Source organism: Desertibacillus haloalkaliphilus, assembly GCF_019039105.1.
GTDB lineage: Bacteria > Bacillota > Bacilli > Bacillales > KJ1-10-99 > Desertibacillus > Desertibacillus haloalkaliphilus.
Genome location: NZ_JAHPIV010000672.1, coordinates 1 through 264 on the forward strand (window position 1 = coordinate 1; position 264 = coordinate 264).

3 tRNA genes are annotated in these 264 nt (G+C 56.1%); all 3 read left to right on the top strand.

Going from position 1 to position 264, the window contains the following annotated elements:
* Position 1: 1 nt before the first annotated feature.
* The 3 genes from KH400_RS23815 (at position 2) to KH400_RS23825 (ending at position 263) form a co-directional block, all read left to right on the top strand.
* Positions 2–94, top strand: a tRNA-Ser gene (locus KH400_RS23815).
* An 11-nt stretch (positions 95–105) separates the two neighbouring features.
* Positions 106–182: transfer RNA gene (locus KH400_RS23820), tRNA-Met, on the top strand.
* 5 nt (positions 183–187) lie between these two features.
* Positions 188–263, top strand: a tRNA-Asp gene (locus KH400_RS23825).
* Position 264 lies beyond the last annotated feature (1 nt).

Genomic DNA, 264 nt, shown 5'->3' on the forward strand with positions numbered 1-264 from the left:
TGGAGGAATACCCAAGTCTGGCTGAAGGGATCGGTCTTGAAAACCGACAGGCGGGTTAAACCGCGCGGGGGTTCGAATCCCTCTTCCTCCGCCATTTTATTTTATCGCGGGATGGAGCAGTCTGGTAGCTCGTCGGGCTCATAACCCGAAGGTCGAAGGTTCAAATCCTTCTCCCGCAACCAAATAAGGACCCGTGGTGTAGGGGTTAACATGCCTGCCTGTCACGCAGGAGATCGCCGGTTCAAATCCGGTCGGGTCCGCCAT